Raw genomic sequence first — 15,018 nt, forward strand, 5'->3', positions numbered from 1 at the left:
CACAGGGCCTATCCGCCGCGTTCGCGGCAGGGGCCCGCAGTAAGAATTAGACGGTTCGTGCCTGGCTCGGTGCGGACCGAGACAGGAGAAATGTGGCCAAGGTCCGCGTACATGAGCTCGCCAAAGAGCTCGGTATTACTTCCAAAGATGCAGTGACAAAACTGCAGGAATTGGGCGAATTCGTTCGCTCCGCCTCTTCAACAATTGAGGCACCGGTCGTGAAGAAGCTTCGCGACGCCTACCCGGGCGCCGGCGCTGCAAAGGCGGCTGCCCCGGCAGCACCTCGCATTGCAGCCCCCGCGGCACCCGCTGCCCCTGCTGCGCCCGCAGCGTCACGTCCGGCTCCGGGCCCCGCTGCGCCCAAGGCTCCGGTTCCCGCCCCCAAGGCTGAGACCCCCGCCCCGGCAGCGCCTGTGGCCCCCGCAGCTACGGCAAGTCCTATTTCCGCCAAGCCGGGTGCCCGTCCGGCACCCAAGGCCGAAGCCCCTGCCCCGGCACGTCCGGGCAGCCAGGCTCCGCGGCCCGGTGGCCCCCGTCCGGGCAACAACCCGTTCGCGACCTCGCAGGGCATGCCCCGCGGCCGTGGCGACGGCGAGCGTCCTCCCCGTCCGGGCAACAACCCCTTCGCGACCTCGCAGGGCATGCCCCGTTCCGGTGGCCGCACTGACGGCGAGCGTCCCGGCGGTCCCCGCCCCGCAGCCGGTTCCGGTGGTCCGCGTCCGGGTGCTCCGCGCCCCGGTGCTCCCCGTCCGGGCGCTCCGCGTCCCGCAGGTGGACCCGCAGGAAACCGTCCCAGCCCGGGCATGATGCCCAACCGCACCGAGCGTCCCGCTCCCGGTGGCGCTGGTCGTCCGGGTGGCGCAGGCCGTCCCGGTGGCGGCCCCGGCCGTCCGGGTGGCGCTCCTGGCGCAGGCACCGGTGGCGGAGCTCCCGCCGGCGGTGGCTTCGGCAAGGGCGGCCGCGGACGCGGCGGTACCCAGGGTGCCTTCGGTAAGGGTGGCGCAGGACGCGGCAAGCAGCGCAAGTCGAAGCGTGCAAAGCGTCAGGAACTGGAGCAGATGAGTGCTCCGTCGCTGGGTGGCGTATCCGTACCCCGCGGCGACGGCAACACCGTGGTCCGGCTGCGTCGTGGCTCGTCCATCACGGACTTCGCCGACAAGATCGAGGCGAACCCCGCCGCACTGGTGACCGTGCTGTTCCACCTCGGTGAAATGGCAACGGCTACGCAGTCGCTGGACGAAGACACCTTCGGCCTGCTCGGCGCCGAACTCGGCTACAAGGTACAGGTGGTCTCTCCGGAAGACGAAGAGCGCGAGCTCCTCGACTCCTTCGACATCGATCTCGATGCCGAACTGGAAGCCGAAGGCGACGACGTCCTCGAACCGCGTCCCCCGGTTGTCACCGTCATGGGTCACGTTGACCACGGTAAGACCCGACTGCTCGATGCCATCCGGAAGACCAACGTGGTTGCCGGTGAACACGGCGGCATCACGCAGCACATCGGTGCCTACCAGATCAGCCACGTCCACGAAGGCACTCCGCGCGACATCACCTTCATTGACACCCCTGGTCACGAGGCGTTCACCGCCATGCGTGCACGTGGTGCCAAGGTCACCGACATCGCCATCCTGGTTGTCGCAGCCGACGACGGCGTCATGCCGCAGACGGTTGAAGCACTCAACCACGCACAAGCGGCCAACGTGCCGATCGTCGTCGCGGTCAACAAGATCGACAAGGAAGGTGCGAACCCGGACAAGGTCAAGGGCCAGCTCACCGAGTACGGTCTGGTTCCCGAAGAATACGGTGGCGACACCATGTTCGTTGAGGTTTCTGCCCGCCAGAACATCAACATCGACGAACTGATCGACGCCGTGCTTCTGACCGCAGACGCCGCTTTGGACCTGCGCGCCAACCCGGACAAGGACGCTCGAGGCATTGCCATCGAAGCGAACCTGGACAAGGGCCGCGGTTCCGTGGCCACCGTCCTGGTCCAGTCCGGTACCCTGGCCGTCGGTGACACGATCGTGGCCGGTACGGCCCACGGCCGCGTCCGTGCCATGTTCGACGAAGACGGCAACGCCCTCGACATCGCGCTTCCGTCCCGTCCTGTCCAGGTCCTGGGCCTGTCCAACGTACCGCGTGCAGGCGACACCTTCCTGGTGACCTCCGACGAGCGTACGGCCCGCCAGATCGCTGAAAAGCGCGAGGCAGCCGACCGCAACGCGGCCCTGGCCAAGCGCCGCAAGCGCATCAGCCTCGAAGACTTCGACAAGGCTGTGGCCGAAGGCAAGATCGACACCCTCAACCTCATCCTCAAGGGTGACGTTTCCGGTGCGGTCGAAGCCCTCGAAGACGCCCTGCTCAAGATCGATGTCGGCGACGAAGACGTTCAACTGCGCGTCATCCACCGCGGTGTGGGTGCCATCACGCAGAACGACGTCAACCTCGCCACGGTGGACAATGCCATCATCATCGGCTTCAACGTCAAGCCCGCCGAGCGCGTGGCTGAACTGGCCGATCGTGAAGGCGTGGACATGCGCTTCTACTCCGTCATCTACTCGGCAATCGATGACATCGAGCTGGCCCTCAAGGGCATGCTCAAGCCGGAGTACGAGGAAGTCCAGCTCGGTACCGCCGAGGTCCGCGAAGTCTTCCGTTCTTCCAAGTTCGGAAACATCGCCGGTTCCATCGTGCGCTCGGGCATCATCCGCCGTAACACGAAGGCACGCGTCAGCCGCGATGGCAAGGTCATCGGCGACAACCTCACCGTTGAGACGCTCAAGCGCTTCAAGGACGACGCCACCGAGGTCCGCACGGACTTCGAGTGTGGTATCGGTCTTGGCTCGTACAACGACATCAACGAAGGTGACATCATCGAGACCTTCGAGATGCGCGAAAAGCCGCGCGTCTAAGGTATTCGCTTTTGCGCGGGGTGCCTCCGAATTGTGGGGGCGCCCCGCCCCTACGCTGGGCGGCCCGGGATCTACGATCCTGAGCCGCCCAGCTCCGGTAGGCCCGATGCCACTCCCGGGCGCCCCCACAACTCTCCGGCATCGTCATAGACTCACCTCAGGTGCGTGGCAGCTTATGCAGACTCAACATTGCGAGCCGCCATTGCGCCGTCGTACGCAAATTTTAGGAGTAGAAATGGCTGATCCGGCACGCGCTGCCAAGTTGGCGCAGCGGATTAAGGTTGTTGTTGCTGAGGCACTTGGCCGGCGGATCAAGGATCCTCGGGTTGAGGGCATCACTATTACCGATGCCCGCGTCACCAACGATCTTCAGCACGCCACGGTGTACTACACCGTCTTCGGTGACGAGGCCGCTCATTCTGATGCTGTTCGGGCGTTGGAGAAGGCCAAGGGTGTTTTGCGCCAGGAAGTGGGCCGCAACATTACCGTGCGGCTGACTCCTACCTTGGAATTCGTTGCCGACCTCATTCCGGTCAATGCCTCGAACCTTGAGGAGCTCTTGCGCACCGCCAAGCAGCGCGACGCCGAGGTGGCCGCGCTGGCCGCCGGCGCCAAACACGCTGGCGACGCAGACCCGTACAAGAGCGATGCCGCGCAGGATGTGGACATCGACGAAGACGATTTTGACGAAGAAGACATCGACCTCCGTGCCGATGAAGACATCGACGAAGACGGCGGCAAGTAGTCCGGCGCTTCCCGGACAGGGCCGGATCCGCAGTTCTCAAGACTGCCGGATCCGGTCCTGCTTGTTTAACCGTGGAAAGCGGGGCCAAATTGACGGCCCGTGGCTAAGATCGGAGCATGGCGGCCCACGATGCAGCTCAGAGTCCCGAAGACTACCTTGAACACGCCGTGCGGCTCGCGGTTCAAAACGTGGCCGACGGCGGCGGCCCTTTTGGCGCCGTCGTGGTCACCCCGGACGGACGGCTTCATGACGGCGTCAACCGGGTCACCCGCGACAACGACCCCACAGCGCACGCCGAAGTGGTGGCCATCCGGCGGACCGCGTCGGAGCTCGGAAGATTCGACCTCAGCGGCTCCGTGCTCTACTCAAGCTGCGAACCGTGCCCTTTGTGCCTCTCCGCCGCCCTATGGGGCCGGGTAAGCCGGGTCTACTTTGCCGCGGACCGGTACGGTGCCGCAGCCGCAGGCTTCGACGATGCCGTGTTCTACGAATATTTCGACGGCAACAGGCCGGAACTGCTGCCCGTCCAGCACACGGAGGTCGCCGCATCCGAGGCTCCTTTCGATGCCTGGCGCGGGCACAAGAACCGGACCAAATACTGAGGTTCACGGCCGTGCCGGAAGCCGACCGACGCCGTCGAGCAGCTGCTGGTGATCACCGCACAACGCGATCCTGATCCACCCTTCGCCGATGGAACCGAACGCGGTGCCAGGCGCCACGGCCACTCCAGAGTCCGCCAAGAAGGTGCGCACCCAGGCACGCACATTCCCGCCGCTCACATGCGAGACGTCCGCCCAGAGATAGAAAGCCCCCTGCGCGCCCAGGAAGGGAATGCCCTTCCCGGCAAGCACTGCCGAGGCGGCGTCGCGGTTGGAACGGTAATGCTCCCGTGCCGTGTCCACGTAGTCCTGCGGGCCGGTCAGCGCCGCGACCGCAGCGTACTGGGAAGGCGAAGCCACGCAGGAAACGATCGCTTCCATGACGTTGTTCATCTTCCATTCCAGGCCCGGCGGGCAAATGAGTGCACCGATCCGCAGTCCCGTCAGGCCGTACGTTTTGGACAGGGTCAGGGACGTGAAGACCCGCGCTTCCCCGGGAACTGTGCTGTCGAAACGGGCAGGACTCGTGTGCGGAACGTCGAAGGTGAAGGCTTCGTAGCATTCATCCGAAATGATCCACAGATCGTGCTTGACGGCCAATTCCACCAGCTGGCGCGTCGTTTCCTCGCAAATCACGGCGCCCAGGGGATTGGACGGCGAATTCAGGACCAGCACCTTGGTGCGGGGCGTGATCAGTGCCTCGATGTCCTCGATGCGGGGTTGGAACTCGTTCTCGGGGTAGAGCGGATACCGCACCGGGACGGCGTGGAGCAAATGGCTTGTCATGGCAAAAGTGGGATAACCCGGATTGGGAATCAGGATCTCGTCGCCGGGGGAGAGGAGCAGGCTCATGGCAAAATGCAGCCCCTGCTGGGCTCCGTCCACGACGTACACGCGCTCCGCCCCGACATCCACCTTGTTGTGGGCACGGAAGCGGGCGGCAAAGGCCTCACGCAGGGCCGGGATACCGGCATTGGGGGTGTAGTTGGTCTCGTCCCTGTCCAGGCATGCGATCCCCGCGTCCAGGATGTGCCGGGGCAGCGCGAAGCCGGGCTCGCCGATGCTGAGGACAATCGCCCCGGGGGTGCTCCACGCGGCCTCGGTGATCTCGCGGATCTGGTTCACGGGCACTTCGCGGACATGTGCGGCAAGCTCAGGCATGGGAGCCATCTTAGCCGCGGTCCCGGAGCGTTCAGGGAAGCCGCAGGCCGCAGGACGCATGCCCCGGCGCGGATATACTGGGAGGCGTGCTTTCTGGACTGGTAATCGTTGACAAGCCGCAAGGATGGACCAGCCACGATGTGGTTGGACGGATGCGGCGACTGGCCGGTACCCGGAAAGTGGGCCATGCGGGGACCCTGGACCCCATGGCCACCGGGGTGCTTGTGCTTGGCATCAACAAGGCGACGCGCCTGTTGACGTACATCGTGGGCACGTCCAAGACGTACTCCGCCACCATCCGGCTCGGCGAATCGACCATCACGGACGATGCCGAAGGCGACATCACCGCAAGCCGCAGCGCCGCCGGAGTCACTGAGGACGCCATCCGCGACGGCGTCGCGCAGCTCAGCGGCGAGATCCAGCAGGTTCCCAGCAGCGTCAGCGCCATCAAGGTCAACGGCGAACGGTCCTACGCGCGCGTCCGTTCGGGGCAAGAGGTCAAGCTTGCCGCCCGGCCCGTGACCATCCACCGTTTCGAGGTCCACGCCATCCGGAGGGTCGACGGCGGCAGGGTAGTAGACATCGATGTGACCGTCGAGTGCTCCTCGGGCACGTACATCCGCGCGCTGGCGCGCGACCTGGGCGAGGCCCTCGGCGTCGGCGGCCATCTCACGGCGCTGCGCCGCACCCACGTGGGGCCATACTCCCTGGAGCAAGCCCGCACCCTCGAACAGCTTGCCGAGGAACTGGAAGTCCTCGACATGTCCGCCGCCGCCCGCGCGCTCATGCCCAACCGGGAGCTGAGCGACGCCGAAACCACTGAAATTTCTTTTGGCCGCAGGATCGCCGCGGGACCCGCTGCCGGCACGGCCGACGCCGCCACCGCCGAGAACCCGGCTGCCGCGTTCTCTCCCTCAGGGGAGCTCGTGGCGCTGTTGGCCGATGCGGGGAGTTTCGCCAAGCCTGTCCTTGTGTTCGCCCCTGACAACGAAAAGCAGGAACACTAGCCATGGACGGATACTTTTACGCTGTCCTGATAGTGGGCCTGCTGTCCACCATCATTTGCGTCGTGGCGGGCATCATGAAGAAGGCCCCCAACGACGTCACCATACTGTCCGTTGCCGCCGTCGAACTCGTCCTGCTGGTCTATCTGGTGGGATCGATCATCCGCGTGGCGATGGGTGAAAAAATCGCTGGGGAGCCCTGGGAATTCTGGGGCTACATCATCACGGCTCTCATACTCCCCGTCGTCGCGGTGTACTGGTCCATCCTGGAACGGACCCGTTGGAGCAATTTCGTCATGGGCGCCGTGGGCGTCACCGCATTGGTCATGGCGGCCCGCATGAACCAGATCTAGTACTGACATTGGAAGAAGCACACGAAGTGACTGTTGAAACCACCGGGAAGAAGAACCCGGACACCCGCAATACCGGGCCCGGGAGGCTGTTGATTGCGGTCTACGCGGTTTTCGCGATCTCGGCCACCGCCCGTGCCGGCTACCAGATCCTGACCAAGTTCTCGGATGCTCCCTTGGCCCACATCCTCTCGGCCTTCGCCGCCGTCGTGTACATCGTGGCCACGGTCTCCCTCGCGAAGCCGGGCCGCACGTGGTTCAAGGTATCGCTCGCGGCCGTGCTCGTAGAGATGGTCGGAGTGGTGGTGGTTGGTGCCATCAGCCTTTTCGATCCTGTGGCTTTCCCGCACGACACCGTATGGTCCCTGTTCGGACGTGGATACGGCTTTGTGCCGCTGATCCTGCCGGTCCTGGGCCTGCTGTGGCTCTACCGTCGGCGGCCCGCGCGGCTCCCGCAGTAGAAATCGGGGCTCCGCCACCGGGCAAGGGCGCCCCCTGAGAGCGGGTAACCTTAGAGAATTCCGGCGCCGGAGCAGGCACCGGGCATAGTGAATACCAGCAGTAAAAGGCGAGGTTGATGGTCCACATCTGGAACGATCCCACCGAGGTCCCCGAGGATTTCGGTCCCAGCGTCGTTACCATCGGCAACTTTGACGGCGTCCATCGGGGCCACCAGCAAGTGCTGACGCAACTCTTGCGCACCGCAGGGCAGCACGGCGCGCAGTCCGTTGTCGTGACTTTCGATCCCCACCCGGCCCTGGTCCATCGGCCCGACTCCGCACCGGAGCTCCTCATGGGTCTGCAGGACAAGCTCGATGCCCTGGCGGACACGGGCGTGGACGCTGTCCTCGTCATGAAATACAACCTCACGCTCGCGGCAATGACTCCTGAAGAATTCGTCGTCAAGGTCCTGCTGGACGGGCTTCACGCGGCGCACGTTGTTGTGGGCCACGATCTCCGTTTCGGTGTGGGAAATTCCGGCGACGTCGGCACCATGCAGGAATTGGGCAAGGAACTGGGGTTCGGCGTCCACGTGGTCAATGAGTTCGGCGCGGAAGGCTTTCCAGTACACGACGACGGCGGCACGGACCGCCGCTGTTCCTCCACTTGGGTGCGCGAGGCCCTTGCTGAGGGCGACGTCGAGACCGCCGCCGCCGTCCTCGGCCGCCCGCACAGGATGCGCGGCGAAGTGGTCCATGGCGCCGCGCGCGGACGCGCCCTGGGCTTTCCCACGGCAAACCTGGACCACGGCGCCACGGGCTACGTCCCCGCGGACGGAATCTACGCCGGCTGGCTCGTGGACGAGTCCGGAACCCGCTGGCCCGCCGCGATTTCGGTAGGTTCCAACCCCACATTCGACGGCGTGAGCCGCCAGGTGGAAGCGCACGTGATCGACCGCCCGGAGGAAGCGGTGGAGGACTTCAACCTCTACGGCCAGACCGTCGTGGTGGAATTCACGGCCAGGCTGCGAGGCATGGTGGCCTATCGTGGACCCGAGGCCCTGGTGGAGCAGATGCGGCTGGACGTCGTCCAGGCCCACGATCTCCTGCTGAAGAAGTAGTCCCGCACCGTGAGCGTTGAGAAGAACACCCGGCCGCTCGACGAAGGCATCGTCAAGGATTTCAGCTCACGCATGAGCTACGGATCCTACCTGCAGTTGCCCTTGCTGCTCAGCGCCCAGCAACCCGTCAGCCAGCCCGAACACCATGACGAGCTCTTGTTCATCATCCAGCACCAGACCACCGAACTGTGGCTGAAGCTGGTCCTGCACGAGCTTCGCAGTGCCGCCGAGTGGCTGCGCCAAGACGACCTGGGCTCAGCACTCAAGGCCATCGCGCGGGTCAAGCACATCCAGAAGACCCTTACCGAGCAATGGTCTGTGCTCGCCACCCTCACTCCTACCGAGTACTCCCAGTTCCGCGGCTTCCTAGGCAACGCCTCGGGGTTCCAGTCGAGCCAGTACCGCGCCGTGGAGTTCATCCTCGGCAACAAGAACGCCAAGATGTTGCCGGTGTTCGAATCGGATCCGGAGTCCAGGACCATGCTGGAGGAGCTCCTGCATGCCCCGAGCATCTACGACGAATTCCTGGCCTACCTGGACCGGCACGGCTACGAGGTTCCGCGGTCCGTCCTGGACCCGGACGTCACCCAAGCCCACGAGTTCGCCCCGGAGCTCTTGCCCCTGTTCAAGCACATCTACGAACACGCGGCAGACAACTGGGCGGCCTACGAAGCCTGCGAGGAACTGGTGGACCTGGAAGACAACTTCCAATTGTGGCGGTTCCGGCACCTCCGCACGGTGCAGCGGACCATCGGCATGAAGAAGGGAACCGGAGGTTCGAGCGGTGTTTCCTTCCTGAAGAAGGCCCTTGACTTGACGTTCTTCCCCGAGCTTTTCGCCGTCCGGACCGAGATCGGGCAGTGAGCGGCGCCCGCCTTTGATGAGGGTCACACGGCAGCTTTCGACAACATTGCCGGGCTGCCGGTAAACTGAGGGATGGATCCGGCTGCAGTCCGTGGCGGCTGGACCTGTTTTGTGTGCGGTCATCGGCACATTACAACCCGGCAGCGAGGCGCTGAATCGGGACGCACGGCACAACTCTAGGAGTTCACGTGGCACTTGAAGCCGCTGTTAAGCAGTCCATCATCGAGGCATACGCAACGTCCAAGGGCGACACTGGTTCGCCGGAGGTCCAGATTGCAGTCCTGACTCAGCGGATCAAGGATCTGACTGAGCACATGAAGGAGCACAAGCACGACTTCCACACCCAGCGCGGTCTGCTGGCCATGGTTGGTCGTCGCAAGCGCATGCTGGGCTACCTCAAGAAGACTGACATTGCCCGCTACCGTGCGCTCATCGAGCGCCTCGGCCTGCGCCGCTAGTTTGACTTCGGGCGGCCCGATCCTCCGCGGAACGGGCCGCCTTTTCTCCATAACTAAATCCAACACTTAACAGGAGTTCAACCGCATCGCGCATTCGCGGTCCTCGGTAGTGATCCCCGGGAGCAGCCTTCTGCGATGAAGGCACAGCCCGTGGGTCTCGATCGATGACCGGGTGTCGTACAGGCCAGGAACAGACGCTGGCCTGGGTCGATGCGGGAGGACTTCCGCTAAACAAGAAACGGAGGTGACTCTCAATGGAGGGTCCCGAAATCCAGTTCTCAGAAGCCATCATCGACAACGGCCGCTTCGGCAAGCGTGTTATCCGCTTCGAAACCGGCCGCCTCGCCAAGCAGGCAGCCGGCGCCGCGATGGTCTACATCGACGAAGACACCGCGCTGCTGTCCGCAACCACCGCAGGCAAGTCCCCGCGTGAAGGCTTCGACTTCTTCCCGCTGACCGTCGACGTCGAAGAGCGCATGTACGCCGCCGGCCGCATCCCGGGCTCGTTCTTCCGCCGTGAAGGCCGCCCGTCCACCGAAGCCATCCTGGCTTGCCGCCTCATGGACCGCCCCCTGCGTCCCGCGTTCGTCAAGGGCCTGCGCAACGAGGTCCAGATCGTCGTCACCGTCCTGGCGATCAACCCGGACGAGCTCTACGACGTCGTGGCCATCAACGCCTCGTCCATGTCCACCCAGCTCTCCGGACTCCCGTTCTCCGGCCCGATCGGTGGCGTCCGCGTCGCCCTCATCGCCGACGAACAGGGCACCGAATGGGTTGCTTTCCCGAAGCACTCCCAGCTCGAGAACGCCGTCTTCAACATGGTTGTTGCCGGCCGTGTTGTGTCGGGTCCCGACGGGGACGACGTCGCCATCATGATGGTTGAAGCCGAAGCCACGGACAACTCCTGGAACCTCATCAAGGAACAGGGCGCCACCGCTCCCACGGAAGAGGTCGTTTCCGAAGGCCTCGAGGCCGCCAAGCCGTTCATCAAGGCCCTGTGCGAGGCCCAGGCTGACCTGGCCGCCCGCGCTGCCAAGCCGACGGTTGAATTCCCGGTCTTCCTGGACTACCAGGACGACGTTTACGCCGCTGTTGAAGCTGCCGCTGCCGAGAAGCTTGCTGCTGTCTTCCAGATCGCCGACAAGCAGGACCGCGACAACGCTTCCGACGAACTCAAGGACGAAGTCCTTGGCGCCCTCGCCGGCGAGTTCGAGGGCCGCGAGAAGGAACTGTCCGCAGCCTTCCGCTCCTTGACCAAGCAGGTTGTCCGCCAGCGCATCCTCAAGGACCAGATCCGCATCGACGGCCGTGGCCTGACAGACATCCGCCAGCTGACCGCCGAGGTAGAGGTCCTGCCCCGCGTTCACGGTTCCGCCATCTTCGAGCGCGGCGAAACCCAGATCATGGGTGTCACCACGCTGAACATGCTCAAGATGGAACAGCAGATCGACTCGCTGTCTCCCGTCACGCGCAAGCGCTACATGCACAACTACAACTTCCCGCCGTACTCCACCGGTGAAACCGGCCGCGTCGGCTCCCCGAAGCGCCGCGAAATCGGCCACGGTGCACTCGCCGAGCGTGCCCTGGTTCCGGTTCTGCCGTCCCGCGAGGAATTCCCGTACGCCATCCGCCAGGTGTCCGAGGCCCTCGGCTCCAACGGTTCGACGTCGATGGGTTCCGTCTGTGCCTCCACGCTTTCCCTGCTCAACGCAGGCGTGCCGCTGAAGGCCGCTGTTGCCGGTATCGCCATGGGCCTGGTTTCCGACCAGGTTGACGGCCAAACCCGCTACGCTGCCCTGACCGACATCCTCGGCGCCGAAGACGCTTTCGGCGACATGGACTTCAAGGTTGCCGGTACTTCCGAGTTCGTCACGGCCATCCAGCTGGACACCAAGCTCGACGGCATCCCCGCATCGGTCCTGGCCGCAGCCCTGAAGCAGGCCCGCGAAGCCCGCCTGCACATCCTGGACGTCATCAACGCCGCCATCGACACCCCGGATGAGCTCTCCGAGTTCGCACCGCGCGTGATCGCCGTCAACATCCCCGTTGACAAGATCGGTGAGGTTATTGGCCCCAAGGGCAAGATGATCAACCAGATCCAGGAAGACACCGGCGCCGACATCTCCATCGAGGACGACGGCACGGTCTACATCGGCGCTACCAACGGCCCGTCTGCAGAAGCAGCCCGCGCCGCGATCAACGCCATCGCCAACCCGCAGGTCCCGGAAATCGGTGAGCGTTACCTGGGCACGGTCGTCAAGACCACCACCTTCGGTGCGTTCGTTTCCCTGACTCCGGGCAAGGACGGCCTGCTGCACATCTCCGAGCTGCGCAAGCTGGCCAGCGGCAAGCGCGTGGACAACGTCGACGACGTCGTCTCCGTGGGCCAGAAGATCCAGGTCGAGATCACCAAGATCGACGACCGCGGCAAGCTCTCCCTCTCCCCGGTTGTGGCCGAGGAAGAAGGCGCCGCCTCCGAGGAAGCTCCCGCCGAAGGGGCTGAAGTTTCCGCCGAGTAGCCTGAACCGGCAAACACGCGGCAGGACCGGTGGACATGTCCACCGGTCCTGCCGGGTTTTAACAGCGGATTCCCGTCCCAAGGGCGATGCGCCCGCTGGTACGATTGCAGCCAGATTTGGCACCCGTGATTTCCCGCAGAACTGAAAGGTCTTGATGACTGTCGTACCCCTCCCATTGGCGCAGACCGTGCCCGGCGGCGAATTGATCCACGGTGCCGAAGGCGGCTCCGTTGTCCGGCGTTCAGTGCTTCCGGGAGGCGTCCGGGTGCTCACTGAGGCCATGCCCGGGCAGCGTTCGGCAACCATCGGATTCTGGGTGGGGGTCGGCTCCCGGGACGAGGCGGACGGCCAGCACGGCTCCACCCACTTCCTTGAGCATCTCTTGTTCAAAGGCACCAAGAAGCGCACAGCCCTGGAGATCGCTTCCGCTTTCGACGAGGTCGGCGGCGAATCCAACGCGGCCACCGCGAAGGAAAGCACGTGCTACTTCGCCCGCGTGCTGGACACGGACCTCCCTATGGCTATCGACGTCATTGCCGACATGATCACCGGTGCAGTTCTGGATCCTGCCGAACTTGAACAGGAACGCGACGTGATCCTTGAGGAAATCGCCATGGACAGCGATGACCCCACCGACGTCGCGCATGAAAACTTCGTGGCTGCCGTTCTCGGTGTGCATCCGCTGGGGCGCCCGATCGGGGGCACCCCTGCCGCCATCAAGGCCGTGTCCCGGGATTCCGTGTGGGCACACTACCAGCGCTATTACCGGCCGGACGAAATCGTCATCACCGCCGCCGGTGGCCTGGACCACGACGTCGTGTGCCGCCTCGTGCTCGATGCCTTGCGGACGGCCGGGTGGGAGCTGAAGGACGCCGCTGCCCCTGTTGAGCGCCGCCCCACCGAGCGGGCGGACATCACGGGTACCGCAGGGCTGCATGTGATCAAGCGCCCCGTGGAGCAGGCCAACATCATCATGGGTTGCCCCTCGATCGTGGCCACCGACGATCGTCGCTTCGTGATGAGCGTGCTGAACGCGGTCCTTGGCGGTGGCATGTCTTCACGCCTCTTCCAGGAGATCCGCGAAAAGCGGGGCCTCGTCTATTCCACCTACTCCTTTGCCTCCGCTTATGCGGACGCGGGCTACTTCGGCATGTACGCCGGCTGCACACCGTCGAAGGTCAAGCAGGTCCTGGAACTCCTGGGCGCCGAACTGGACAAGCTCGCTGCTGACGGAATCACCGACGAGGAATTGCGCAAGGCCGTGGGCCAATTGTGCGGCGGAATCGTCCTGGCGCTGGAAGACACCGGTTCCCGGATGTCCCGCCTTGGCCGCGCCGAACTCGTCTCGGGCGAATTCCAGGACATCGACGAGACGCTGGACCGCATCAAGGCCGTCACCGCCGAGCAGGTCCAGGAACTCGCCCGTGTGCTCGCCGAAGCCCCCCGCACCGTGACCGTCGTCGGGCCCTTCGAAGAAACCGAGACGTTCGGCCTCTGAGGGACATGCCCCTCGTTCGAGCTTAGGAGTGGACATAGCCCTGATATGTCCACTCCTGGCCTGGAACAGGGGGCATGTCCGGTGGGGAAGGCTGGACGCGCCTGCTCGATGGGGAACATGATGGTGACGTATCCATCGTCTCGCGCAGGAGTCGCCATGAACGAGCCATTGAAGAGTCATGCACACACTGCGCTGGAAGCCTTCCTGGGCCATTGGCGGGGGAGTACCGAGCTTGCGGCGTCGCCGTGGGGACCCGCCCGGACCGCCGACGCCGAGGTGACTTTTTCTCGCGCGGCGGGAGGTTACGCCTTGGTGCAAAGCTACCGGCACATTGAGCCCGACGGCACTCATTTCGAGGGGCACGGTGTCTTTACCGTTGACCCGGACCACGGGGACACCTTGTGGTACTACGTGGACAGCATGGGCCGGCCGCCGGAAGCTCCGGCCCGCGGGCATTGGGAGGACGGCACACTCAGGCTTGAGAGGCGTAGCCCTCGCGGGACCGCTCGGCACACTTTCAAGGTGGACGGCGGCGTGCTGACCCACATGGCGGAACTGAGGCTTGGGGACGCCGCGACGTTCAGCCCGTTCATGATCTCTGTCTGCAGGCGCGTCTAGGGCTCACGTCAAGCAGGCACGGCATTCAGAGGATCCTGGCCTCCATCGACTCAACGATCCGGGCATCGGGCAGACCATCGAGCGAGGCCGGCCTTCCAGGTCCACTCCACACCCTTGTCCGCAAGGTGTCCAGCATTGATTCAGCTTGCACGCGCTCGGCGAAATCAAGCTCGATCAAGACGCGCTGCGAATCGTCCACGGGCCTGGAGACCCTGTAGGAGACAACGCCGGAGCCTGCGCGATCTGCCGGATCCGAGTCGAACGACTGCTTCCATGCGCCGAAGTCGTTCACAGCGTGTTCGATCAGGAGGGTGTACATGGCTGTTCCTTTGCTGTTGCGCGGATAGGCACAGCGTAGGCTCCTTCGACCCGGGGAACCACCCTTCGGCCGTGGCCGGTTCAGCCCCCGGCAAACGGCGGGAGGACGTCGACGACGTCGTCCGCACCGAGAGCGGCCGAATGGTCGCGGACTGCCACCTCGTTGCGCAGGAAGCTGCTGCGCGAAATGATCCGGGCCAGGGGCGGCGTGCCGGCCGGTGGTTCCGGACGTTCGACGGCGAGCACGGCCGCGATCAGTCCGTCCAGGCTGGTTCCTTCCGGAAGATCGTGGTGTTCCTCTTCAACGCCTGCCGCGGCGCGCGCCGCAGCGAAGTATCTTACGAGCAAAGTCTCAGCCTCCGATGGCGCTCATGCTGCGGTCCGGTTGGATGAAGTCGGGTGCGCCGAGGC

15 protein-coding genes are annotated in these 15,018 nt (G+C 64.7%); 12 read left to right on the plus strand and 3 right to left on the minus strand.

Translation table 11 applies throughout. The annotated features are described in order from the left end of the window. Positions 1-92: 92 nt before the first annotated feature. The 3 genes from infB to QRN52_RS10615 all read left to right on the plus strand — a co-directional run bounded on the left by infB (position 93) and on the right by QRN52_RS10615 (position 4,259). Positions 93-2,912, plus strand: a complete 2,820-nt coding sequence (gene infB / locus QRN52_RS10605) for a translation initiation factor IF-2 (protein ID WP_284752685.1) — start codon at positions 93-95, stop codon at positions 2,910-2,912. Between the two features lie 235 nt (positions 2,913-3,147). Continuing rightward, positions 3,148-3,657, plus strand: coding sequence for a 30S ribosome-binding factor RbfA (gene rbfA / locus QRN52_RS10610; protein WP_284752686.1), 510 nt, complete (start codon positions 3,148-3,150; stop codon positions 3,655-3,657). Positions 3,658-3,773: 116 nt separating this feature from the next. Continuing rightward, positions 3,774-4,259, plus strand: coding sequence for a nucleoside deaminase (locus tag QRN52_RS10615; RefSeq protein ID WP_284752687.1), 486 nt, complete (start codon positions 3,774-3,776; stop codon positions 4,257-4,259). A gap of 3 nt (positions 4,260-4,262) precedes the next feature. On the opposite strand, the gene QRN52_RS10620 is transcribed toward QRN52_RS10615, so the two are convergent. Continuing rightward, positions 4,263-5,417, minus strand: coding sequence for a pyridoxal phosphate-dependent aminotransferase (locus QRN52_RS10620; RefSeq protein ID WP_284752688.1), 1,155 nt, complete (start codon positions 5,415-5,417; stop codon positions 4,263-4,265). A gap of 86 nt (positions 5,418-5,503) precedes the next feature. On the opposite strand from QRN52_RS10620, the gene truB reads away from it, so the two are divergent. The 9 genes from truB to QRN52_RS10665 all read left to right on the plus strand — a co-directional run bounded on the left by truB (position 5,504) and on the right by QRN52_RS10665 (position 14,289). Further along, complete coding sequence (gene truB, locus QRN52_RS10625) at positions 5,504-6,424, plus strand: tRNA pseudouridine(55) synthase TruB (RefSeq protein WP_284752689.1); 921 nt, start codon at positions 5,504-5,506, stop codon at positions 6,422-6,424. A 2-nt stretch (positions 6,425-6,426) separates the two neighbouring features. Further along, positions 6,427-6,774 (plus strand): hypothetical protein, encoded by a 348-nt coding sequence (locus tag QRN52_RS10630; RefSeq protein ID WP_284752690.1) that lies wholly within the window; start codon positions 6,427-6,429, stop codon positions 6,772-6,774. 8 nt (positions 6,775-6,782) lie between these two features. Continuing rightward, positions 6,783-7,232, plus strand: coding sequence for a hypothetical protein (locus QRN52_RS10635; protein WP_390282686.1), 450 nt, complete (start codon positions 6,783-6,785; stop codon positions 7,230-7,232). A 116-nt stretch (positions 7,233-7,348) separates the two neighbouring features. Further along, complete coding sequence (locus tag QRN52_RS10640; RefSeq protein ID WP_284752692.1) at positions 7,349-8,332, plus strand: bifunctional riboflavin kinase/FAD synthetase; 984 nt, start codon at positions 7,349-7,351, stop codon at positions 8,330-8,332. A gap of 9 nt (positions 8,333-8,341) precedes the next feature. Then, on the plus strand, positions 8,342-9,196 hold the full coding sequence (gene kynA / locus QRN52_RS10645) for a tryptophan 2,3-dioxygenase (RefSeq protein WP_284752693.1): 855 nt from the start codon (positions 8,342-8,344) through the stop codon (positions 9,194-9,196). Between the two features lie 188 nt (positions 9,197-9,384). Then, on the plus strand, positions 9,385-9,654 hold the full coding sequence (gene rpsO / locus QRN52_RS10650; protein WP_028266602.1) for a 30S ribosomal protein S15: 270 nt from the start codon (positions 9,385-9,387) through the stop codon (positions 9,652-9,654). Positions 9,655-9,908: 254 nt separating this feature from the next. Then, positions 9,909-12,173 (plus strand): polyribonucleotide nucleotidyltransferase, encoded by a 2,265-nt coding sequence (locus QRN52_RS10655; RefSeq protein WP_284752694.1) that lies wholly within the window; start codon positions 9,909-9,911, stop codon positions 12,171-12,173. 154 nt (positions 12,174-12,327) lie between these two features. Beyond that, the gene (locus QRN52_RS10660) at positions 12,328-13,671 is read left to right on the plus strand and encodes a M16 family metallopeptidase (RefSeq protein WP_284752695.1); all 1,344 of its coding nucleotides are present in this window, start codon (positions 12,328-12,330) and stop codon (positions 13,669-13,671) included. 156 nt (positions 13,672-13,827) lie between these two features. Then, positions 13,828-14,289, plus strand: coding sequence for a DUF1579 family protein (locus tag QRN52_RS10665; RefSeq protein WP_284752696.1), 462 nt, complete (start codon positions 13,828-13,830; stop codon positions 14,287-14,289). 25 nt (positions 14,290-14,314) lie between these two features. Here QRN52_RS10665 and QRN52_RS10670 read toward each other — a convergent pair whose 3' ends face one another. Both QRN52_RS10670 and QRN52_RS10675 read right to left on the minus strand, forming a co-directional pair. Further along, positions 14,315-14,608: a hypothetical protein gene (locus tag QRN52_RS10670; RefSeq protein WP_284752697.1), complete on the minus strand. Its 294-nt coding sequence runs from the start codon at positions 14,606-14,608 to the stop codon at positions 14,315-14,317. A gap of 80 nt (positions 14,609-14,688) precedes the next feature. Then, the gene (locus QRN52_RS10675) at positions 14,689-14,955 is read right to left on the minus strand and encodes a MoaD/ThiS family protein (protein ID WP_284752698.1); all 267 of its coding nucleotides are present in this window, start codon (positions 14,953-14,955) and stop codon (positions 14,689-14,691) included. Positions 14,956-15,018 lie beyond the last annotated feature (63 nt).

The organism is Arthrobacter sp. efr-133-R2A-120 (genome assembly GCF_030209835.1).
In the GTDB taxonomy this organism is placed as follows: domain Bacteria; phylum Actinomycetota; class Actinomycetes; order Actinomycetales; family Micrococcaceae; genus Arthrobacter.